General features: G+C 49.5%; 16 protein-coding genes and 1 pseudogene. 4 read left to right on the plus strand and 13 right to left on the minus strand.

What is annotated here, in order from left to right; genetic code table 11:
* Nucleotides 1-49 precede the first annotated feature (49 nt).
* The gene (locus tag AC3RCI_RS27120; RefSeq protein ID WP_492527038.1) at nt 50-631 is read left to right on the plus strand and encodes a hypothetical protein; all 582 of its coding nucleotides are present in this window, start codon (nt 50-52) and stop codon (nt 629-631) included.
* A 136-nt stretch (nt 632-767) separates the two neighbouring features.
* On the opposite strand, the gene AC3RCI_RS27125 is transcribed toward AC3RCI_RS27120, so the two are convergent.
* Complete coding sequence (locus AC3RCI_RS27125; protein ID WP_251643724.1) at nt 768-1556, minus strand: SDR family oxidoreductase; 789 nt, start codon at nt 1554-1556, stop codon at nt 768-770.
* 26 nt (nt 1557-1582) lie between these two features.
* Nucleotides 1583-2086, minus strand: a complete 504-nt coding sequence (locus AC3RCI_RS27130; protein WP_127537289.1) for a GNAT family N-acetyltransferase — start codon at nt 2084-2086, stop codon at nt 1583-1585.
* A 205-nt stretch (nt 2087-2291) separates the two neighbouring features.
* Here AC3RCI_RS27130 and AC3RCI_RS27135 point away from each other — a divergent pair, with 205 nt between their 5' ends.
* Complete coding sequence (locus AC3RCI_RS27135) at nt 2292-3455, plus strand: methyltransferase domain-containing protein (RefSeq protein WP_492527039.1); 1164 nt, start codon at nt 2292-2294, stop codon at nt 3453-3455.
* Nucleotides 3456-3595: 140 nt separating this feature from the next.
* Here the strand turns inward: AC3RCI_RS27135 and AC3RCI_RS27140 are convergent, their stop codons facing one another.
* From AC3RCI_RS27140 to AC3RCI_RS27150, 3 genes are all read right to left on the minus strand, one after another.
* Nucleotides 3596-6976, minus strand: a complete 3381-nt coding sequence (locus AC3RCI_RS27140; RefSeq protein ID WP_492527040.1) for a GH36-type glycosyl hydrolase domain-containing protein — start codon at nt 6974-6976, stop codon at nt 3596-3598.
* A gap of 129 nt (nt 6977-7105) precedes the next feature.
* Nucleotides 7106-7873, minus strand: a complete 768-nt coding sequence (locus AC3RCI_RS27145) for an alpha/beta hydrolase (RefSeq protein ID WP_154894786.1) — start codon at nt 7871-7873, stop codon at nt 7106-7108.
* A gap of 114 nt (nt 7874-7987) precedes the next feature.
* On the minus strand, nt 7988-9004 hold the full coding sequence (locus AC3RCI_RS27150; protein ID WP_127537293.1) for a LacI family DNA-binding transcriptional regulator: 1017 nt from the start codon (nt 9002-9004) through the stop codon (nt 7988-7990).
* 869 nt (nt 9005-9873) lie between these two features.
* Here AC3RCI_RS27150 and AC3RCI_RS27155 point away from each other — a divergent pair.
* Nucleotides 9874-11586 (plus strand): ABC transporter ATP-binding protein, encoded by a 1713-nt coding sequence (locus AC3RCI_RS27155; RefSeq protein ID WP_492527041.1) that lies wholly within the window; start codon nt 9874-9876, stop codon nt 11584-11586.
* A 98-nt stretch (nt 11587-11684) separates the two neighbouring features.
* Here the strand turns inward: AC3RCI_RS27155 and AC3RCI_RS27160 are convergent.
* From AC3RCI_RS27160 to AC3RCI_RS27190, 7 genes and pseudogenes are all read right to left on the minus strand, one after another.
* Nucleotides 11685-12599: pseudogene (locus AC3RCI_RS27160) on the minus strand (class I SAM-dependent methyltransferase).
* Between the two features lie 196 nt (nt 12600-12795).
* On the minus strand, nt 12796-14019 hold the full coding sequence (locus AC3RCI_RS27165) for an MFS transporter (protein ID WP_127537629.1): 1224 nt from the start codon (nt 14017-14019) through the stop codon (nt 12796-12798).
* A 168-nt stretch (nt 14020-14187) separates the two neighbouring features.
* On the minus strand, nt 14188-16251 hold the full coding sequence (locus tag AC3RCI_RS27170) for a molybdopterin-containing oxidoreductase family protein (RefSeq protein WP_492527042.1): 2064 nt from the start codon (nt 16249-16251) through the stop codon (nt 14188-14190).
* 177 nt (nt 16252-16428) lie between these two features.
* Complete coding sequence (locus tag AC3RCI_RS27175) at nt 16429-16581, minus strand: hypothetical protein (protein WP_336782220.1); 153 nt, start codon at nt 16579-16581, stop codon at nt 16429-16431.
* Between the two features lie 63 nt (nt 16582-16644).
* Complete coding sequence (locus tag AC3RCI_RS27180) at nt 16645-17484, minus strand: formate/nitrite transporter family protein (protein ID WP_492527043.1); 840 nt, start codon at nt 17482-17484, stop codon at nt 16645-16647.
* Nucleotides 17485-17648: 164 nt separating this feature from the next.
* Nucleotides 17649-18119, minus strand: coding sequence for a DinB family protein (locus AC3RCI_RS27185; RefSeq protein WP_336782222.1), 471 nt, complete (start codon nt 18117-18119; stop codon nt 17649-17651).
* 142 nt (nt 18120-18261) lie between these two features.
* On the minus strand, nt 18262-19623 hold the full coding sequence (locus AC3RCI_RS27190; protein ID WP_336782224.1) for an FAD-dependent oxidoreductase: 1362 nt from the start codon (nt 19621-19623) through the stop codon (nt 18262-18264).
* Nucleotides 19624-20141: 518 nt separating this feature from the next.
* Here AC3RCI_RS27190 and pelA point away from each other — a divergent pair.
* Nucleotides 20142-21314 (plus strand): pectate lyase, encoded by a 1173-nt coding sequence (pelA, locus tag AC3RCI_RS27195; RefSeq protein ID WP_492527044.1) that lies wholly within the window; start codon nt 20142-20144, stop codon nt 21312-21314.
* A gap of 72 nt (nt 21315-21386) precedes the next feature.
* Here the strand turns inward: pelA and AC3RCI_RS27200 are convergent, their stop codons facing one another.
* Nucleotides 21387-21866 carry a glutathione peroxidase gene (locus AC3RCI_RS27200; protein WP_336782226.1) on the minus strand — a complete coding sequence of 160 codons (480 nt, stop codon included), beginning with the start codon at nt 21864-21866 and terminating at the stop codon, nt 21387-21389.
* Nucleotides 21867-21995: the final 129 nt, after the last annotated feature.

A 21995-nucleotide genomic window follows, 5' to 3' on the forward strand; every position in this document is an offset into this window, starting at 1 on the left:
TCTTGGCCCATGCCATACACAACTATACTGAGAAAGAGGATGATCGCTGATGAAGAGAAGCAGAACATCAAGAACGATGATGATTACCAGCACGATGGCTTTGACGATCGCGCTTGGCGGAGGATGGTTTGCAAACACCACCGCGAGTGCCGATCCGGCTGCGGGCACTTCCGCTCAGAAGAAAAATGCCAGCCCCACAACGAATTCACATACATCGAAATCATCAAAATCCATAAATGCTAACAAGGGAGCCGGGCATGGCCGATACACCGATGAACTGGTCTCCGCCCTCGGCATAACAGCAGACGAGCTGAAGGAAGCCCGCAAGGCAGGCAGCACGATTGCCGAGATCGCTGCCAGCAATCATGTGGACGTGCAGACTGTAGTCGACAAGCTAGTCGCTGCCGGGAAAAGCGACCTGCAGCAGCAGCTGTCTGACGGGAATATTACACAAAGCCAGTATGACAAACGGATAGCCGGCCTGAACGAACGGGTCACGGACTTGGTAAACGGCGTATTGCCGGAAGCACGACAAGGTTCCAGAGGCAAGCGTGGCGAGGCATCAGGAACTGAATCCGATTCGGGCAGCTCAGACGAATCCACCAGCATGAACAGCACGGATCCGGCCTGATGGATCGTGCCAGCTCGTTTGTATACTTTTGCATATTTTCGATCAAAAACCCTCTGTCTTCACCCATGGTGTGACAGAGGGTTTTACATCGTTCCCATATATAACCGGAACTCTTCAGACAAATGACCTGTCCATCTTAGAGAGCTCTTACCATACCGCCATCCACCACTAGCGAAGTACCAGTAATGTAGGTATTGGCCCCGGATAACAGGAACACAACGGCTTTGGCAAATTCCTCAGGCTGGCCGTATCGTCCCAGAGGGATTTCCTTGCGGAACTGTTCGGCTACCTCTTCTTCACTAATTCCATTCTGCTCTGCGCGGGCAGTGTCGAGTTCACGTATCCGATCTGTTCCGATTCGTCCGGGTGCTACCGTATTGATCAGAATGCCATAAGGGGCAAGCTCCTGTGATAGCGTCTTCGCCAGACCAAAGACACCCGTACGGAATGTATTGGACAGTATCAGCCCCGGAATGGGCTGTTTCACCGAAGTTGAAGCAATATTCACAATATGTCCGCCGTTGGTCTTCATATAAGGGAGGGCCCCACGAATCATACGTACATAGCTCATCACATTCAACTCAAATGCACGTTCCCAGTCCTCATCGGTCAATGATTCAAATGTTCCCGAAGGAGGACCGCCAGAGTTGTTCACCAGAATATCAATCTGCCCGAACAGCTCCCCTGTCTTATGGATTAATGCGTTAATGTCTTCCTTGCGTGTAACATCCGTTACGCAGTATTCAACGCGTCCTCCGCCGTCCAGTTCCAGCAGTTCTTGTTTGACGGCTGCAAGCTTCTCCTCGTTCCTGCTCGCAAGCATCACGTCTGCGCCTTCTGCGGCCAGCTGTGCTGCCACCGCCTTGCCCAGTCCCTGACTGGATGCCAGCACCAACGCTTTTTTACCCCGAAGTCCCATATCCATTATATTGCTCCTCCTTCGTCATCGAACTACCGTTCATTCCGGATAAAATAACTCATGAGAATATCGTCCACATACTTCCCGGCGATATAAAATTCCGACACCAGTCGGCCCTCCGTCTCAAATCCACATTGGGTATAAAAAGCGATCGCTCCCGGATTGCTCGACAGCACGCGAAGGCGCAGTTTATGAATCCCCTGTTCACGAGCATATTCTTTCATGGCATGCATCAGGGACGTGGCCACGCCACTGCGCCGGTCATTGGGATGAACAGCAATATTAATCTCGTAGACATGACGATTGACAGGCATCCCCGTAGCCGGATAAAAGCCCACATAGCCGCAGACCCGTTCTCCCTGAACGGCAACCAGCTGGCTGCCGGGCGGACAATGCTGCAGAAATTGCTGTCTGGACTTCCAATGAAATGGCGCTGGAGAGGTATGTATATCCCACACCAGAGCATCCATCTCCATCAGTTGGGGTGCATCCTTCATCTCGGAAGGCCGAATTTTATACGTTTGACGGGTAAGCATCGCATTTCAACCTTTCATACAGGTAATTACATTATTCCAGCGCGTTACATGGCCCTTGGATAATAGCTTATAGATGCCACTAGCGCATTTTTTTCATCTGATTATATTGTAGCACAGCCCTAAGCCCGAACTAAAATGGGGATCTCCCCTTAACCTTTACGTTACGTCATCGTTTATACTGATTATCATGAAGGAGGTGCGGCCCTTGAATATCAAAGAGGCGGCAAGCAGGCTTGGCATATCCCCCAGAGCGATCCGTTTTTACGAGGAAAAAGGATTAATTCTCCCCGCCAAGCAGGCCAGCAATGGATACCGGAGCTACACGGAAAATGACATCTGGCGGCTTCAGACGATTGCCGCACTGCGGGAGATCGGCATGTCACTTCAGGATATTACTCACGCGCTCAGTGAGATTGATCAAGGCAACCAGCAGCGGCTGGAGGAATATCTGGAGCTGCAGCAGGCCGTCATGTATGCCCAGTGGGTTGAACTGAAACGCATGCTGGATATGACCCAGCGCATGATTGATCTCAATCGTCAAGACGGGCCGCTGGATGTTAGCCATCTCCATGAGCTTGCAGACAGTTCACGCCGCTTGCGGGAAGCACGCCAGAACTGGCATGATCGTTGGAACTATGATACCCAGGCTGCTATCCATGATGAGCGTGTTCACGCCAAGAGCGGCAGCATCCCTGCATCTTCCCCATCTTTCCCGGAGGAAGCCGATAGCATGCCTTATAACGAATCTGGGTGCACCGAAGAATACCCAGATACCCAGAAGGCCCCATCGACTTCCTTTTATCTATATCACAACTATGACGAGGCGCTGGAACAGACTGCGAATTGGATCTCCCCTGTTCCCAGTGAACACGGACTTGATATCGGAACAGGTACGGGCAATCTTGCTGGCAAACTACTGGAACGCCAAGCCATCATGACAGGGATTGACCAGTCCAGAGAAATGCTGCGTACATGCCGTACCAAGTATCCAGGGATGCATGTGAAGCTGGGGAACTTCCTGGCGCTGCCTTTTGCCGACCAGACCTTTGATTTTCTTGTATCCAGCTTCGCCTTCCATCATCTGAGTCCCGACCAGCAGCAGCTGGCACTGCAGGAGATGCAGCGGGTATTAACCCCGCGGGGACGAATCTGTCTAACCGATCTCATGTTTGCGGACGCACTTCACCGCGAGGCTTATATAAGACAAGCTGAGGCAGATGGAAACGGTGAGCAGCTGCTTGCCATAAGAGAACGCCATTTCCCCCTGCTGGATGAATTAACCGGGTGGTTTGAGACGCATGGCTATGTTACGAAAACTGTTCGTCACAATGAGCTGCTGCAGACGATGCTGGCAGTTCCGCTGCGTTGATAAAGGTGCCAGCCAGCGCGTGCTCCACCTAAGACACAGGCAGAGGGCCATTGTCACTTACTTATATAGAAAAAGGCCATCCTGCCTGCTAAGGAGGATGGCCTTTCATTACACTCAAGCATCAAGATATAAGAAGTGAGTTACATATAAATATCTACGATGGTACGGTCCGAAGTACGCAGCTGTCTGAACTCATCCAGTGAGATGCAGACGCCGCCCTGACGGTAACGGTTCGCCGTAACTTCTGTGCGGATCTCCTTGCCGTTTACGGTTACGCGGTTAACCGATCCTTCGTTCAGGTGATAGATAAACGTTACCGGTTCGCCTGCATATTCAAACTCGAACTGCATGCCATCCAGCTCGGCTGGCAGGACAGGGTCAATGACCAGATCTCCACCTTCCTGACGGATACCGAGTGCATTCGAGATCAGCTGGTTCATGTAGATCCCCGGGCCGCTGGAATAGATTCTCCATCCACCCTTCACCTGTACGGTACCTTTGCGCAATTGATCAAAATGCTCCTGCGCCTCATAACGTGTGTTGAATTTGCCGTCGGAACTGCTGAAGTACGCATTGGCTTGACGGATCTCTGCGTTAGGCACAACCTCACCGATTCCAACCGGATTGATCATCGCGAGTCCATTCCATACCTGATCGGTCTTACCGAGTTTGGCCATTGCTTCCACATAACGAATGTGGGCGTGTACGTACTGCAAACCGATCTCACGTCCGAAGTTGGATGCCTGTTCTGCCCGCTTGAAGTGGGTGCTCACACCGCCGGCATACTGAGCCGGACGATTCATCAGGCGCACGCCATCCGGGCACAGGAAATGCTCGCGAATCAGTGCATAATGCGATTCAGCCTGTTCTGCCGTAAGCAATTCACCGATCATGCTGCGTGTCATAGGCAGCAGACGATACTGAATGCCTGTCTCTGTATCGGTCGGATGCAGCATCAGCTTCGCCTGATCCGCGTCCTCCATGTACACAAAGCCCGGAATAACATCGGTTCCCAGCATGTAACGGTTGAAGTCTTCACGGATACCCTGAGCCAGAGCTTCAAGCTCCTCTGCGAAGGAAGCATCCTTGTATTTCAAAGCCTGTGACAGCACGTTAACGGATTGATACGTCAGAGCTACCGTCCAGCTGCTCACCATAAACTGCTTGAGCTGTGCATTGGCTGGCTGCAGGGTATCGTCCCAGTCCCCATCGCCATAGGAAGACAGAAACGTATCGTGCAGGAAGTGCGAACGAATGTATTCGATCTCTTTCTTCGCATGATCCAGTACCGTTGCTGTGTCTTCCGTGAATCCGAAGCTGTGTTTGACAGTGTAAGGCACCTTCTCATCCAGAATCGCATAGTCGCGCGTCGCCGTCAGATAGTCTGCCAGCACTTTCAGCGGCCAGACGATGATATCACCGTGACTCTCTTCCTGTTGAATGGCAAAGTATTTATCAAACATGAACCATTGCGGCCAGTTGCCGTCATCCTCGTATTGGTGCGTGTAGACCATTTTGATGATGTCGCGTACCTGCTCGTATTTTTGAGTAGCCATGAAGTATTCAACCGGACCCTGACATACGTCCCTTGTACCCCATGCTGCGCCGCCGTATTGCTCCAGACCGTGAGGCACGGAATAGTGCACCAGCATGTTGTGTGTGTACCACCAAGCCAAGGCATTCACTTTGAACAGGTCCTCAGCACTCTGACCTTCGCCGCGGGACAAACGGAAGCCATTCATTACACCCGCGAAGAATTCGCGATAAGCCTGTACTTCCTCTTCAAATGCAAGAGTTGATCCAGCTTCAGCAGCTTGGCCTTCCAGTACACCCTGCACCTTAAGCGTCCACTCTGCACTCTCTTCCAGGCTAAGCGTAACCAGCGAAGCCGATCCACTGCGAATACCGCTTGCCAGCAGCGTCTCGTCGCCTGCGTTCATTGAGGCACCCTCTACAGACATGCGATATTGCAAGTCAGGATATGTGCCGGCACTGATTGCTTTTGGGTCCGCTTTGAAGACCAGTGTATTGCCATCCTGCGTCATGTGCAGCGGATATTCGTATTCGTTCACGTTCATTGTGATCTGGTTGGTTACCAGGTAGCGATAGGCTTTACCGCTTGTAGAACGCACATTCATGCTCACTTCGGTTGTATGTGCACCTGTATAGTTCGTTACGATGAGTGTATCGGATTCAGTTTTGTACATCCAGCGCACATAGTTGAAGCCAATTTCGAACAGTGAGGGCATCGTGAGCAGACGATATTGGCCATCCATCTCTACGTAAATGCGTTGGCCAGCGGTCTTCGGCACGTTCAGTGCATTTCGGGCGTTACTGATCATTTTGTTAAAATTGGTGTTGCCGATAACCAGCTGCGAGTTGAAGATACCGTACATATAAGAAGTTGTTGTAATGACCGGTGCTCCAAGCTTCACGTTGCCACCGCTCATCAGGATATGACCGTGAGGACGCTCCACCAGCAGTTCCTTGGCTTTCAGGACGATATGTTCGTAGCTGCCTGTGAAGAAGGACAGGAGTGAATCCTCATTACGCTCTTCCTGATGACGATCAGGGAACAGTTCCTTGATTTCATCTTCCGTCATGTCCAGTGCCACAAGCGGCTCGCCCAGGCTGGAAGACAGCTTCACTTGCTCGAGTGTTTCACCGTACTGAACTTCGAGTTTCTGTACAGCGTCCCAAGCCGCAGTCACTTCATCTGCATACTCCAGTGCAGAAATGCCTTCTGGATGATTGGACTTCGCCAGTCCATAGAAAACAACCTCAGCTTCCCCGTTCAGGTTCAGCAGCTCGGATTGCAGTGCCGTATAGGCGAACTCATATTGATAAGTCTCATTAGCCAGCGTTTTACGGCTGAGACTTTCCGGTTCGTTGGTTTCCTTGTAGGACAGACCGAAGAACTGGAAGCCGTCTGTGGAGTAACCGACTGCCTTGGTCAAAGAACCCTGCTGCATATATGGGAATGCGCCGCCCTGAGGCTGGTTTTGACGCGAACAAACGACATATCCCTTCGTTCCATCTTCAAAGACAGTATGGTCAATATACTGTGACAGATAGGCCTCGTTGCTGCGTACCGCACCTGGATCAGCCAGTCCAACATCCTGTCCGTAGACGATATCCACTCCGTTATGCTGCCCTTTCAGTTTCACATCCCAGAACCAAACGCCTTGCGATGTTGCAGTGAACACGACCTGATAACCAATGCCTTGTTCCTGGCCTTCCAATGGGATGCTGCCTTCCCAGATCAGTTGATTGTGTGGCTGAGTCTTGCTTGTAATGACTTTACTGTTCGAAAGTGCACCCAGCAGCGGGAAAGAGCTAATGTTCTCGCCCTCATGTACTCGCAGGTACAGATTGTTCAGAGAACCATCGATCTGGTTGCTTAGCAGCTGGTTCAGCATGGTTGTACCGGAAGTTGCCTGGTACAGGTCCCCACTGTTCAAAAAGGTAAACGTCAATTCCCCGGCAGTCAGCCGGATCGGTTCATTAATCATCGTTGTCATGTCATTCACTCCTTCATTTAGTAAAAATCGAAACGTTTCGAATCGACCGAAAAAGAATAGGGTTCCTCTGCAAACCGGCCTCTTCAAGGCCAATCCGGTTACGAACCCCTGGTTTTATTTTCAAGCTGGCTATACCTGAACAGGCAACCATTCCAGAACACGCTTGATCTTCATATCCCAATAACTCCACTCATGGCCACCTGGCTCTTCCTCATACGTCACCTGTACATCCAGTTCCTTCATCGTATGCCGAAATGTCTGGTTGGCTTCATAGAGAAAATCTTCTGTCCCGCAGCATTGATACAATTGCGGGAACGCCGTCCCTGACGCAGCCAGCCTGCGGCTAACGGCCAGCAGATCGTCATCACTGCCTTCAATTCGCTCCGGACTCCCGAAGATGCTCTGCATTTCTGCAGGGGTGAAGTTCCCCTCGCCACGTACCCTGCTTGCCAGATCTAGCCCGCCCGAGAGGCTGGCTGCCGCAGCATATCGTTCCGGAAAACGCAGACCCAGCTTGAATGCACCATACCCGCCCATGGAAACGCCTGTTACAAATGTATCTTCACGGCGGTCCGAGATGGGAAAGAGCGACTTCACGAATGCAGGCAGTTCCTCACTTATATATGTAAAATAAGACCCGCCCTGCTGCATATCCATATAGTAGCTTCGCCCTGCCGATGGCATCACAACCGCAATTCCCCGGGCCTCGGCCAATCGTTCGATGGATGAATGCCGTGTCCATTCGGAGTGGTCTGCACCGCGTCCATGCAGCAGATACAGAACAGGCAGTTTTCCATTCCGGCTTGCGCGAAGCGGTGAACGCTCCGGCAGTATAAGGGTAATGTCTGTAGACACGCTAAGACTTTCGGCGAACAACTGGCATTGAATCAAAGCCATTGCTTCATCTCCTGTTCAACGAGATTTACGTTAGGATCATTAGATTATTTATTTAAGATACAGTCCCTTATGCTCCAGGCATACCAGGAACCATATCCATCCAAACGCTGCTTCTTACGCGGGCTGGTTACCCGACTCTGCCTGCACAGAGCGTACAGATTCGCGTTCCACCATATCAATCGTCAACGTATACGATGGATTCACGGCTTCACCATTCAGCATCTGGAACAGCAGATGTCCTGCAAGTGATCCTGCCTCGTGCTTCGGTTGCCTTACGGTAGTGAGGGGAGGACGAACGAATTCAGACAATTGAATGTCATCAAACCCGATAACCGAAATATCATTGGGTACGGATATGCCGCTCTCTTCCAGTGCCTTCAAACCACCTATAGCCATTTCGTCATTCCCGTAAAATACGGCGGTTGGAAGCTCGCCCTGCATAATCATCATTTTGGTTGCGCTATGCCCGCCTTCACGAACGAAATTGCCGCTTAGACGCCATTTGGATTTTTCCTCAAGCCCTGCTTCCTTCATGGCTCTCAGATATCCCTGGTAACGCAGGGCATTATCATACGAGTTGGATGGACCGCTAATGTAGGCAATCTTCCGGTGCCCCTCATTGATCAGATGACGCGTAGCCAGGTATCCACCTTGTTCACCGTCAACCAGCACATTGACCAGATGGTCACCCGACAGATGACGATCCATTACAATAATAGGAAAACGATGCCCCGCAGATTCCACCAAAATGTCATCATGGATGTTGTGTGCGAGTACAATCGCACCATCCACTCTCTTTTCCCGCAAAAACCGGACTGCTGTTGAATCACGACCGCCCATAGAACTGCAGGCAATCAGATCATATCCATTCGCAAGCGCCACATCCTGAACACTGCGAATCAACTCCGAGTAATACGGACCCGAAAGATCAGTCAGAATTAGCGCAATCGTATTCGTCCGGCTCCGTTTCAGGTCCATGGCAAAGCCGTTTTTGCGATAATTCAGTTCCCGGGCTGCCTCCAGCACTTTTGCCTTGGTCTTGGCGCTAACCTTGCTGTCCCCGTTTAATGCATAGGAAGCGGTCGAGAGCGCCACACCTGCCAGCTTTGCCACATCCTTAATCGTTGCCATTCCACGTTCGCTCCTTCTAACTTGACCAATTTCATAAGTTACCTACATTTTATACTGTAAATGGTTGTGACAACCACCAAATTCTATACTATATCATTGAATCATATTCGTTTCTATTCAATCGAAACGTTTCGAAGTGATATCAAAAAAAATTCTTCCATTTGACTTCTTACCCAACGGCTCATTCGGACCAGCTTTAACTGGAGATCCATTAGCATCGAGACAAGCCCTTCAATGTACACCCAACAGGCAGTTCATTACAAAAATTGTATAGACATGCTTCTTGGCAAGACATTGAAACGTTTCGACATTTTTATTATAGTCGGTGTTGATAGCGATTTCAACCTCTTTATTCATTTTCACCGAAATAAATGCCATTGGCAATGGTCAAGTCTATGGGATTGAAGAAGACAAGTTTTACGGATATGATCCCCTATCGGTTATTGAACAGCTGCAGACTATAATGCACAAAATAACATTGTCCATGGAACATTGATCATAGTTGTCCATTTACAAATGTAAAATCTTCCTCTATGTTATTAATGAGAATAATAATCATTATTGATTATCACAGGAGGAACTTACCCGATGTTTGCCGTCAATTAACGTTTTTCCGGCTTGCTGTTTATGCTGGCCATCATTATGATTCTGTCTGCCTGCAGCAGTGGTGCAGGGGCGGAAACTACCAACGGGTCGACCGAGACAACTGCAGCAACATCGAACGACTCAGGCTGATATGATCGTGGAACGTACGCAGCAGAACCGCAAGTAAATAGCATTTATAAAATAATTCAACACGACCGAACGCTGTGTCTGGACAGGCCTTGATGCCTGCCTGGGCTTTTGCGTTATAGAAGGGAGAAATACATATGCTTCGCCGTTTCATGGCATATTACCGTCCTTACAGGGGACTTTTCATTCTGGATTTCTCTTGTGCCATTGCAGCTGCTCTGCTGGAACTCGTGTTTCCGCTGGCCGTAAACCAGGTGGTGGACAAGCTGCTCCCTGAGGGCAACTGGTCCATGATTCTTACGGCATGTGCCGCATTGCTCGGCATCTATCTGTTTAGTTCCTTTTTTCATTTTGCAGTCACCTATTGGGGACATAAGCTGGGGATTAACATTGAATCCGATATGCGGAGAGAACTGTTCACACGTGTACAGAAACAGTCCTTCAGCTTCTTCGACAATAACAAGACAGGCCACCTTGTTTCACGTATGACCAATGATCTGATGGATATTGGGGAAATTGCGCACCACGGACCGGAGGATCTATTCATCGCCCTGATGACGCTGGCAGGTGCCTTCGGTATCATGCTCAGTATCAATTGGCAGCTCGCCGTACTGACCTTTATCATCGTACCGCTGATGATCTACCTGTCCCTGTATTTCAGCCGCAAAATGTCCATTGCCTTCAAACGCATGTTTGCCGATATTGCAGACTATAATGCTCGGGTCGAAAATACGGTTAGCGGAATCCGTGTGGTACAGGCTTTTGCCAATGAAAATCACGAAATCGGTCGTTTTACTGAAAATAATGAACGCTTCCGCCTTACCAAACTGATCACCTACCGCATTATGGCGTGGAACTCCTCGCTTAGTTTTATTTTGATGAAATTCGTCTCACTGTTTGTGCTGGTATGCGGAACATGGTTTGTCATTCAAGGAAGTATGACCTACGGGGAATTTATCGCCTTCGTGATGCTGTCGAATATTTTTCTGGGTCCGATCAAACAGATTAACTCTGTCATTGAAACCTATCCGAAAGGCATTGCTGGTTTCAAGCGGTACCTGGAATTGCTCGAAGCTGTGCCAGATGTAGAAGATACACCGCAGGCCAAGCCCATCACAAGCGTAAGCGGAGATATCGCTTTCCATAATGTTAGCTTTTCCTATGGTGAACATAAGCCTACATTGGACCAGGTCAATCTGGAGATTCAAGCCGGGCAGACCGTTGCACTGGTTGGACCCTCCGGAGCGGGCAAATCCACGCTGTGCAGCCTGATCCCGCGCTTCTATGATGTGGATGCTGGCCATATTACTATTGACGGCATTCCTGTGAAGGATATGACGCTGGAGTCGCTGCGCTCCAATATCGGCATTGTACAGCAGGACATATTCCTGTTTGACGGCACCATTCGTGAAAATATTGCCTACGGCAAATTGAATGCATCGGATGAGGAAATCTGGCAAGCCATCCGTCGTGCACAATTGGAAGAGCTTGTACGGTCACAGCCAGAAGGTCTCGACACCATGATTGGTGAACGCGGCGTGAAATTGTCCGGAGGCCAGAAACAGCGCCTGTCTATTGCCCGCATGATTCTGAAAAATCCGCCCATTCTAATCCTTGACGAAGCAACTTCGGCTCTGGATACCGAAACAGAAGCTGCCATTCAGCTGGCGCTGTCCGAGCTGGCTCAGGGACGTACAACGCTCGTTATTGCGCACCGATTGGCAACCATCCGGCACGCGGACCGCATTATTGTCGTGGAGAACGGTGGCGTAGCCGAACAGGGCAGCCATGATGAACTTCTCGAACGAGAAGGCTCCTATAGCCGACTGCATCAGGCGCAATTTGGATAAAGATGTACATTATTTAGCTCAAATGCCCTTCCCCCTGACTTACCGGAGGAAGGGTGTTTTATTAATTTAGAGTATGCCAAGCTGCACCCTAAATTCGCTTATTTTTTTACAACATGGATAAAATGAACCGTCTCAAAAGCAGTCAATTCATCTGTACGATTGTTGAAGTATCTCTCCTGAATATCGTCTGGTGTCAGATGCTCATAGATGAGAAGTCCTGCATCCGCCAGCAGGCCTTCGATCTCGTGATACGCGAAACAGGATTGCATTGGCTCGCCGGAGGACGCAGCCAGCTTCAACATGTTCTCTACCCGATTATATATGCCTTTCTCCTCAAAGAGTCGTTCATCTGCATAATCCAGTACCATCGAGCTTCCGGATGGAAGGTTGGCAAAAGCCTGCCGCAAAAGATTGAACAATACCTATTTGGACAGGTAATACGAAACGCCAAGCAGGCTGAGGAAGGTTCTCTGATTTTTGAAACCTCTGCTGGTCAGATTTCCATAAGCAAACCCATGCGCAAAGTCCATTGGGATCAAGTGTAAGTTGTCTGGGATCGACAGGTTGGCCAAACTCAGCCTATCACTCTTAAACTGCTGCGTAGCCGGATGGTCAACTTCAAAGATATTCAGCCTGTCGCTTAGTTCCGGGGTTCTTAACGCAAAGGTATCCATTCCGGCTCCCAGAATGACATATTGTCTGGCACCCAGTTTAACTTCATGGAGCAGCACCTGCTCGCAGTAGGCTGCCCTCGCCAGGGCAATAGGCGACAGCTGAACTTGTGTGATCCACCTCAATATTTTATCGGGGTCCTCCTTCACCATATCTGCCATTTCTGGATTAAAAAAATGAATGCCCTGCACCATTTGCTCCCGAATCAGTTCAAACTCCTGTGGAGAAATCAGAGCCTTGGCTATGTGGTCATCGAAAATCAAAGGTGTGTCATACTGACTGTGATAGGCGCGGCCAAAGGCCGAGATCAAAGACGTAATGCTGGATTCATTTGGCTTCATATTTATCCTCCCGCATAACAAAATAAGGTCCCCCCTGGCCAGGAGAACCTTAGTATATACGGAAACATTTAATATGTAAATTATAGCATAAAAACATTATTTTGTCAACCATAGTTTTGTGAAACATACAGACATGCTGGATGGATCTTCTACTCGTCCAACATGTCTGCTCCAATGATATCCCGCCTAGAAGACTCTAGGTATCCAACCCATACTCCTTTACCTCACGGTGGCGATTCAGGACGGCATGAAGTGCAAAACCGAGCAGGGCCACCCCTGCCATCGCCGTTGCCAGCCAGGCTACGGAGATCAAGCCCTGTTTATCGTACATCACACCCATCACATAAGGGCCAATGACACGACCGATCGATCCGATACCGCCGGAGACTCCAATATAAAATGGTGCAGCTCTGCCCGCATGGTCGGAAATGAAGGCAGGGGTTGCAGGTGAGATCAGCATTTCTCCAAAGGTGGCCAGCACCATCGCAAACACCATGCCCGGATAGCTGTACATCGTGATCATGACGATATAAGCCAATCCATAGAAAATCGCACTTGCTGCCATCTGCGCAGTGGAGGTACGGGCCATGGTGCGTTTAACCCAGCTCGTAAACGGTTGGCCCACGAAGATCAGAACCCCGTTCAGTGTCCAGAGCAGTCCGTACATTCGTTTCTCCATCCCTTCGGAGATAATGTACGGCGATACACCTGTGTTCCAGATGGAATTGCCAAACAGGATGAACAATACCCCCAGGCTCATAAACAGGTATAACCTGGTGTTGCCAAGCAGCGCCCAGATCCCGGGACCATTCTGGACCGTTTTCCGTTTCGTCAGATGCACTTCTCCCTGATTGGTATCCACACGCGACAGATAGTACCAAAAGAAGACTGCAAACCCGGCAGAGGTCACGCCATTCAGTACAAAGCTGAGGTGATAGGAAAAGTCGGCCAAGAAACCGCTGAGTGCCGTCCCAATCGCTACACCGATATTGTTCGCCACATAAATAATATTGAACAGCTCTCCCCGCCGCTCCGCAAACCGAAAGCCAATAAAAGCCTGAATCGCAGGCAGTGACAAGGAACTGAACAAGCCGATCCAGCCCATGGCACATATAAATACAACCCAGTACGCACTAATCCAGGGCAGGGCAAACAGGCCAAGTGCATTTAGGGCAAGCGATCCAATGATCAGCTTCTTCACGCCGACCCTGTGATATAATGCACCGCCGAGCAGCTGACCGAAGATGCCGCCGAGCGACTGGATCAGAATGACGAATCCCGCGTTAGCCATCGTCCGCCCGAGTTCATCAAATACGTACATCGTGGTTAGCGGCCACATCAGGGCACTGCCTGTCGCGTTAACCAAACTTGCCAGCAAAAATACTTTGACTTCTTTTGGATATGTATCCAGCCATCTCATCATCTTCGTTCTCCTTACTACCATATACGAACAAAACAAACCTCCACTCACGGAGGCTTAAACTACCTGAGCGGAGGCCATTTGTATATTAAACATTGCCTTTTTATTCTTGCTTCAAGGTTTATCCCTTGTTCATCTTACCTGAAAAGCCTCAATCTGCAAGTACACTCATTGACGCTTCACTTCGACAGTGGCCGAGAAGAACGTTGCCCCGTTGCCCATGTCCGACAGCCGATTTGATGTCAGTGAATTCACCCGCTGTTTCCGTCCACTTCCATCCCACCACAAGCCTTGGCTAATCACCGTACCTGGCAGCATGGATTCACTCACCTTGGCAGTAAGTTCGATCCGTCCCCGGTCATTCCACACGACCACCGCATCGCCATCTTCAATGTTTCTGAGAGCCGCATCCTCCGGATGAATCTGCAGCATGGGCATTTTCTCCATACGTTGATGCTTCTCCGTATTGGCAAAGGTTGAATTGAGGAAATTGTGATTCGGTGGCGACAGGAACATAAGTGGATGCACATCATCAGGTCCGGCCGGATGTTCCCCGTCATACCCTTCAACTAGAGCACGATATGTAGGCAGCGGCGGAAGTCCCCTCTCTGCCATCGTTTCCGAATACAGCTCGATCTTCCCGGATGGTGTAGGCAGCTGTTCCAGGAATGAATCATGCGACGACATGTCCAGTTTCACAAAACGATGCTCCTGAAGGGCCTCCAGCGTCACTCCGTTCATATAAGGATTGCCTGTATCCGCCAGGGCGTCCGCAATCATCTGTTCCGGCGTCTCACCGAAGATCTCAGGGTCATATCCCATCGCCTGTCCCAGCAGCGAAAACAGTTCCACATTGCTCTTGCTCTCGCCAATTGGGGCAATGACCGGTTCTTGCAGATGAACATACTGATGCCAATAGGACGTATACAGATCTGTCGCTTCAAACGAAGACTTGGCCGGCAGCACAATGTCTGCATACTTGGCCGTGTCCGTCATGAACAGATCATGCACCACGGTAAACAAATCATCCCGTGCAAAACCTCGCTCCACCCGCTCGGTATCCGGTGCCACCACCAGTGGATTGCTGCAGTAGACCATTAATGCCCGGATCGGCTGCTGCGCTTCCAGCAATGCTTCGCCAATCCGGTTCATGTTTACAACCCGTGCTTCCGAATTGCTCCGAAGCTCTGGACGCTCCAGTGCGTCGCTATTGGTGCTCGCATAACTGTTGGTGCGTACGGCTCCGCCGCCTCGGTTCAGCCATTGTCCCGTGATGGCAGGCAGACAGGCAATGCTGCGTACATTCATTCCTCCGTTGTCATGGTGCTGAAGACCGTTGCCGATGTGAATATGTGCCGCCTGTGCGTTTCCGTACAGCTCAGCCAGCTTCACGATATCTGCTTCCGGTACACCCGTGATGCGCGCAACCCGTTCAGGGGTGTAGTCGCGGACATGATCGCGCAGTGCCTCATGACCCACAGTATACTTTTCCATAAAGGCTTCGTCCGTCAGGCCCCGGTCAAACAGTACATTCATCAGTCCCAGTGCGAGTGCGCTGTCTGTCCCCGGGTATAGCGGAATAAACCAGTCTCCCCATTGAGCTGTACGATTCCGGTGTACATCGATAACCACGATTTGGGCCCCTTTTTTGCGGGCTTTCTCAGCCAGGACAACCTGGTGCATGTTTGTACTTACAATGTTGCCTCCCCAGACCAAAATAAGGTCCGAATGCTCCGTATCTTCGGGCAGCGTTCCCCGATTGGCGCCCATCGTATATTTCCATCCGGTATTCCCGGCCGCATTGCAGATCGTTTGCTCCAGCATACTTGCACCAAGCGCATTGAAGAAACGACGATCCATGCCATCTACCCCAAGGATCCCCATATTGCCGTAGAAACTGTATGGCAGGATACTCTCCGAGCCGTACTTCGCGGATATCGATTTGAATTTCCCCGTAATCTCATGGATAGCTTCATCCCAGCTTATACGTTCGAACTTGCCTTCGCCTTTCGCGCCGACACGTCTCATCGGATATTGCAGCCGCTCGGGGTGATATACCCGCTCTGCCATGTTTCTGACTTTATTGCAGATGGCGCCTTTCGTAATCGGATGGTCAGGGTTGCCCGCCACCTTCACGATTTTACCGTTCTCTTTATGAAGCAGCAGGCCGCAAGTATCCGGGCAGTCAAGCGGGCAAACCGCCGGAAACACGCCATTCTCCTGATCGATCATATGTACAAGTCCTCCCCATTTAAAACTATCCTTACATCATATAATTTTGGAGGTAATGACGTAAAGAGAACAGTCATGTTTTGTGCGCTCAGGCTTGATGCCTTTAAATCTAAAAAAAGTTTTGGCTCCATGATTCATCCTCGAAAATCAGGGGTAAATTAAAAACAAGGCATTAGGTTAGTGTTTCCCCACTTCCTCCTCATGCCATATCATGGACCACTCCCGAAATTCGCCATGAACAGGTTTCGTTCCCCCGAACCTTGTCATGGCGAATTTATTTTGTCTGTAGTAAAAAAGCGATCCCATCTTCGCCGGCTTACGGTATAACATACACCGTGACCTCATGGCAGTAAGGGATCGCTTTAATATATTCAGTTGAAATTGTGCGGGCGATTACGCCTGTTTGCTCCACATCGGTCTGGCTTCCGGCTCTACCGGCTGAACAACCGCTTTGACCTCGGGGTCCGCCTTACGCAGGTACACCATCCAGTAGGCAGCAGCAACGAACAATGCGCCTCCCGTCAGATTACCGAGCCATACCGGGATAAAGTTCATAATGTACTGCCCCCATGAGTAATGCCCTTCGAAGATGGCAGCCGGAATAAGAAACATATTGGCAACCACGTGCTGGAATCCAATAGCAACAAAGGCCATGGTCGGAAACCAAATGCCGAGCACTTTGCCACTCATTGTATCCGACGCGTAAGATAGCCACACCGCCAGGGCTACCAGCCAGTTACACCCGATTCCGGATATAAACGCCTGTAGAAAGCCGTCATGCAGCTTGTGTCCCGCCATATCCACAACCTTGGTCAGATACACTCCTTCTCCTGTGAGACCAAGCACATGCCCGAACGCATATGCCACGAACAGTGCACCCAAAAAGTTTCCGATCGTGACCAGAGTAAGATTCTTCAGCATGCTGCCTACGGACAGTTTACGGGCTAGCGTAGCAAGCGGTACTGCCATCATGTTACCTGTCAGCAGCTCTCCCCCGCCAATCAATACCATGATCAAGCCTACAGGGAATACCGCTGCACCGATCAGGTTAACCAAGCTGCCCCATTCCGCCGGGGCGGAGGCAATCACGCGAATATCCAGCAGGAAGCCAAGCGCAATAAATGCCCCTGCCAGGAAACTGAGAACGAGCACAAAGGACACCTGGTTCTGTCCTTTCTTCATCCCTGTGTTCACCGTATATTGTGCAACCTCAAGAGGTGTTTTTGCCGCCATGCCATCCTCTCCTTCACTATTCATGAACGAAATCAGTGTACATCGTTGATATGTTCATTGTATCGCGAAGGGTTCGGCAAGTTTGTTACTTTTATCACAAAGTCCTGAAAGTCCCCTTGTTCCAGCTTCCGTGCTCTCTTGCTTGAGTGCAGCTGGTTGGTTACTTATTCTGTTCCCAGGTGATGATGTTCACCAAAAATTTGCTGCAGATGGTGCTGCAGATGCTGGACGTAATCTTGTGCCAGCCATTCCATCGTAACCACACTTCCATCAGGTAAGACGCACGTTGGTGATTCCCCTGTCTCCGGCATGCTGGATAGAACACGAATGACGGACTGATTCAGACTGATCCAGAGATTTAACACCTCTTCAATTGGTGCACTGACATATTGTTGGCTCTCTACCCATTGGTCTTGATGATAAGGCGTTATAGACAGTGGTTCGGTCTGATGCTGCATTTGGACAAACCTGCTTACGTTATGAAGTGCCGAATCACATAAATGACCAAGAATCTGAAGACGGGACCATTTTCCTTCCATGCGTGGCTGTACAAGTTCATTTGGATTCAGCGCAAGAAACGAGCGAGGTACAGATTGTAGCAGAACTTTAAGCTCGGATACTGTATTTGTAAGCATGTTGTGAACCACTCCTTCATGTTCATATCTATTGCGTATGACCTCTAACCTGTTGTTAATATAGCACTCATTTCCAGAATCAACTACATCAAGTTAATTAAAAAAACTGCCGCATTGCTGCGGCAGTTCTCGGATTGATTAGTTACACCATCGCTGGTGCTTTTACTTCTACTGGAGGCAGAGCCTGAAGACCGGCAGAGTTCAAGAAGTTCCATGGTTTGTTGTAATGCGGTTGGAAGAAGAAGTCGATGAAGGCGAGCTCATCTACGGTCATGTTGTTCTGAATGCAAACCGAGATTGTATTGATCGATTGCGTCAGATCCGCCTTGGACATCACTTGTGCTCCGACGATGCGGCGTGTAGCTTGTTCGTAAATGACTTTGAGCAGCAGTTTCTCAGCCGTTGGCATGAACTCCGGACGATAAGCATCTTCAAGCGTTACAGCTTCCACCACCAGCCCGTCATCTGTAGCAGATGTTTCGGTCAGTCCTGTACCTGCAATATTCTGGTCGTAAATTTTAATTCCTGATGTCCCTTGTGTACCCATGTAAGGCGTTGTTGGACGAACCAGGTTACGAGCTACCAATGTACCCATTCTTACGGCATTGGTTGCCAGTGGAATGTAAGAAGCCTTGCCTGTTGGATTATAGTGAATCGCACAGCTGTCACCTGCAGCGAACACGTCTTTTTGGCTTGTTTGCATATATTTATCCACGATAATTGCGCCGTTCGGCAGCATATCCACCTGGCCTTTGAGCAACTCGGTATTCGGACGGAAACCAATACACAGGATTACGAGGTCTGTCTCGAATTCACCTTTCGATGTGATCACCTTCGTTACCTTGCCATTCTCTCCGGTGAATTTCTGTACAGTCTGGCCCAGTGCAAGCTTGATCCCGCGTTCAGTCAGTGTGTCCTCAATGGCATCTGTAAACTCGGGGTCCAGATATTTATTGAGAATCCGGTCCACACTATCGATCAAGGTGACTTCCTTACCATTCATTTGGAATGCTTCAACCAGTTCAATACCGATATACCCTGCACCGACAACGGTAACGCGTTTGGCTTCTTTGGCTTTTTCGATGATTGTATTGGAATGATTGTAATTTTTGCAGAGCAAGATGTTCTCCATCTCGATCCCCTCAAGTTTTGGAATGACCGGCCATGAACCTGTTGTCACGATGAGTTTATCGAACGTATCTTCAAATTCTTCCCCTGTTTTCAGGTTTTTAGCCTGAAGTTTATGATTCGCGGCATCCACTGCTGTAACCTCATGCAGCATCTTGGTGACTACACCCAGCTCAGCCAGCTGGTTTGGCGAAGAGTAGAACAGTCCATCCGGATCCTTCACAACCCCGCCGACATAAAGGGCGATACCGCAAGATAGGAAGGAAATGTTGTCATTGCGCTCATACACCGTGATGGTAGCATCCGGGTACAATTTGGCGGTATTGATGATGGCTGCGGTCCCTGCATGTGTACATCCGATAACTGAGATTTTCATAATAAAGGTCCCCCTTGAAGTTATAAAATATAAACCGTGCTTCATTTATCAGATTGCTGCGCTTGATTCCTGGAATTTAAATTGACAATGATTTTACTCCCTTGTGAATACATTCACTAACGAAACTAAACGATTATGTGAAAAAATTCACTACCAACCTGGCGACTTTGTGATTTGTTTCACTTCATGTACTCATTATAATGTGATCTTTTTCACATTACAAGTGTTTTCTTAAAAAATATTTAAAAAATAGGATATCGCCCTGTGGACGAGCCGCTGCTTCAACCCCTAAGACCTATTGTCCCCTGAGCAATAACGGTTTATGCTATAGAACCTTTTGGAGAAAAAAGACCTTCATCCTAACCGCAAAGTGGAGCTGGCGGCTGATCGCTGAACGATAACAAATATTAAATTTTAGCTTACAGTTGATTTTTATATTAGAAAGCGCTTACAATATTATTGACCCTTTATTTGGATTTTATATGAATAGAATACCAGTTATGTTGGGAGGCATTCATTTGAAGAAACGTTCCATCTCTGTTTCATTAACGCTGGTTCCTGTCTCTGCAATTATCGCCATGTTGACCGCAGATATCGCCAGGCCCGTGGTTGCTTTTGCCGATTCCCCGCCTGTCACCATTAAAACCGAGGTGTTATCCTCCAAAACTTATGCAGGGGTTGATGTATCTTCGCTGCTGAATAAGTTCAGGGATTACAGCACGTTCTCCACAGGTGACTTGGCCAAGGACACCGCTTATGCGCTAAACATCGTATCCTGGCAGCTGCCGCATGGTGGGTTCTTCAAAGCAATGGAGGAGAAGTACAAGTCCTCCTGGGACGGGGTAGCGCCGCGTTCGGATTGGAAAGACCCGAAAGGCGTAGAGCTCGGAACGTTTGATAATGAAGCAACTACAACCGAGATCCGCTTCCTGGCTGATATGTATGAAAAGACGGGCAACCCGATCTTCCGGGACAGTGTCCGCAAAGCGGTGGATTTTATCCTGGTCTCCCAATATCCTTCAGGCGGATGGCCTCAGGTTTATCCACAGCGGGGCAATTACTCCGACAGCGTTACCTATAATGACAATGCCCTGGTGCGAACCATGGTGCTCATCGATGACATCATTGAGAAGCGTAAAGGCTTCAACAACGATATTCTGAGTGAGGATACACGGTCCAAGCTGGCGGCGGCCTTGGATCGAGGAATCGCATACACATTGAAAGCTCAAATTAAAAACGGCGGTGTGCCTACAGTTTGGGGTGCCCAGCATGACCCGGTAACCTACGCGCCTGTATCCGGCAGAGCCTATGAACTGGCATCCAAATCCGGATCCGAATCTGTGGCCATCACGGCTTTCCTTATGTCCAGGCCTCAGATACCCGAGATTGAACACGCAGCCAAGAGCGCCCTCCGCTGGTTTGATCAGGTCCGAGAGAATGGAACCAAATATAATCGTCAAGGACCGGTGTATTTCGAGCCTGACCCGTCCAGTCTGATCTGGTACCGTTTCTACAATGTAGATGAAGATGTGCCCTTCTATGCGGACCGTGACGGCAAGAAGTACATGGATATTATGGAGATCAGCGAGGAGCGGCGGCACGGCTATTCCTGGGCGGGCAACTATGCCCGTAATCTCCTTCAGCTTGCCTCGGATCAGGGATATTACAATTTAAGCAAACCGCTTCCTTAACTTTCTTGGTATAAATAGCTTTTAAAAAAGCCTGTCCTCCAACTGGAGGCAGGCTTGATCTGTTCTATTTGATTATCCCAGCAGTTTCTCAATCTCTGCAGTCATCGCTTCAGGAGACTCTTTGGGTTCAAAACGTCCCACCACTTCACCTTCACGATTGACCAGGAATTTGGTGAAATTCCATTGAATCGTGTCGTCTTCAGCCGCCCCTGGCTGCTGCTGGCGAAGATACTGGAACAAAGGATGCGCATCCTCACCGTTCACGTCCACTTTTGCGAAAACAGGGAAGTTCACACCATAGTTTATTTGGCAAAAGGATTCGGCTTCCTCGCTTGTACCCGGCTCCTGTCCTCCGAACTGATTACAAGGGAAACCCAGTACGACCAAACCCTGATCGCGGTAACGATCATACAGCTTCTGCAGCTCTCCATATTGAGGAGTCAATCCACATTTGCTGGCCGTATTGGCGATGACAAGAACTTTACCTCGGTACAGATCCAGTGATACTTCCTGATTGGCTGGCGTTACAGCCTGATATGAATATACGGACATGACTGATTCCTCCCATGATCGATGTTGGTTTTGGGACAGCTGTCATTACCTTGTAAGCACACAACATAATACAGCGCCTGTCTCCATATTATAGACCCGGTGCTCACCAATTACCAAATTCAGCCTCGA

The sequence above is a fragment of the Paenibacillus sp. MT124 genome, from assembly GCF_058792755.1.

Excerpts from the sequence above, each read along its gene's own strand:
- AC3RCI_RS27120 (WP_492527038.1), top strand. The coding sequence starts at position 50 with ATGAAGAGAAGCAGAACATCAAGAACGATGATGATTACCAGCACGATG.
- AC3RCI_RS27125 (WP_251643724.1), bottom strand. The coding sequence starts at position 1,556 with ATGGATATGGGACTTCGGGGTAAAAAAGCGTTGGTGCTGGCATCCAGT.
- AC3RCI_RS27130 (WP_127537289.1), bottom strand. The coding sequence starts at position 2,086 with ATGCTTACCCGTCAAACGTATAAAATTCGGCCTTCCGAGATGAAGGAT.
- AC3RCI_RS27140 (WP_492527040.1), bottom strand. The coding sequence starts at position 6,976 with ATGACAACGATGATTAATGAACCGATCCGGCTGACTGCCGGGGAATTG.
- AC3RCI_RS27145 (WP_154894786.1), bottom strand. The coding sequence starts at position 7,873 with ATGGCTTTGATTCAATGCCAGTTGTTCGCCGAAAGTCTTAGCGTGTCT.
- AC3RCI_RS27150 (WP_127537293.1), bottom strand. The coding sequence starts at position 9,004 with ATGGCAACGATTAAGGATGTGGCAAAGCTGGCAGGTGTGGCGCTCTCG.
- AC3RCI_RS27155 (WP_492527041.1), top strand. The coding sequence starts at position 9,874 with ATGCTTCGCCGTTTCATGGCATATTACCGTCCTTACAGGGGACTTTTC.
- AC3RCI_RS27165 (WP_127537629.1), bottom strand. The coding sequence starts at position 14,019 with ATGAGATGGCTGGATACATATCCAAAAGAAGTCAAAGTATTTTTGCTG.
- AC3RCI_RS27170 (WP_492527042.1), bottom strand. The coding sequence starts at position 16,251 with ATGATCGATCAGGAGAATGGCGTGTTTCCGGCGGTTTGCCCGCTTGAC.
- AC3RCI_RS27175 (WP_336782220.1), bottom strand. The coding sequence starts at position 16,581 with ATGTTATACCGTAAGCCGGCGAAGATGGGATCGCTTTTTTACTACAGA.
- AC3RCI_RS27180 (WP_492527043.1), bottom strand. The coding sequence starts at position 17,484 with ATGGCGGCAAAAACACCTCTTGAGGTTGCACAATATACGGTGAACACA.
- AC3RCI_RS27185 (WP_336782222.1), bottom strand. The coding sequence starts at position 18,119 with ATGCTTACAAATACAGTATCCGAGCTTAAAGTTCTGCTACAATCTGTA.
- AC3RCI_RS27190 (WP_336782224.1), bottom strand. The coding sequence starts at position 19,623 with ATGAAAATCTCAGTTATCGGATGTACACATGCAGGGACCGCAGCCATC.
- AC3RCI_RS27200 (WP_336782226.1), bottom strand. The coding sequence starts at position 21,866 with ATGTCCGTATATTCATATCAGGCTGTAACGCCAGCCAATCAGGAAGTA.